Origin of the sequence: Paraburkholderia sp. BCC1884 (assembly GCF_900996225.1) — a bacterium.
Classification (GTDB): Bacteria; Pseudomonadota; Gammaproteobacteria; order Burkholderiales; family Burkholderiaceae; genus Paraburkholderia.
On sequence record NZ_CAAJGL010000088.1, the window covers coordinates 1 to 634 of the forward strand.

A 634-nucleotide genomic window follows, 5' to 3' on the forward strand; every position below is an offset into this window, starting at 1 on the left:
GCCCGATCCGGTGGAGGTGGGCGAGGACGGCTGAAAGCAGCCGGCTTCGTGGGGGCTTCGATATCTCGAGGCGGGATTGCGTGCATACTCGAACCCGGCCCGGGTGGAGCCAGCCTGAGAGCATCCGGCGCCGACACCATGACGAGAGCAACAAGAGCACAACATGGAGATGCCCCCCGTGAATCCCATCCAAGGCTTCAGCGTAGACCCGGCCTCGATCCGCCATGTCGGCCACGACCTGCAGCGTCCCGAATGCATCCTCGCGCAGCGCGACGGCTCGCTGCTGGTGGCGGACGCGCGCGGCGGCGTGCAGCGCATCGCCCCCACCGGGGAACAGACGCTGATCCTACCTAAGGGCGCCGCCGCGACCGCCGCCTCGGACGGCCTGACCAGCGGCTCCTTGCCCAACGGCCTGGCGCTCGATGCCGAAGGCAACATCCTGATCGCCAACATCGGCACCGACCGCGTCGAGCGGCTCGCGCACTCGGGCGAGCTGCGGGTGCTGTTCGACGGCCTGGACGGCAAGCCGCCCGGCAAGGTCAACTTCGTGCTGCGCGACAGCCGGGACCGGCTGTGGGTGACCATCTCCACGCGTGTCGATCCCTGGCCGAACGCGGTGCGCAACAACCTGGCC

General features: G+C 69.2%; 1 pseudogene. It reads left to right on the top strand.

Annotation, left to right across the window (positions count from 1 at the left end):
- Positions 1-178: 178 nt before the first annotated feature.
- A pseudogene (locus tag FQ705_RS18840) lies at positions 179-634 on the top strand (SMP-30/gluconolactonase/LRE family protein); the annotation flags it as partial.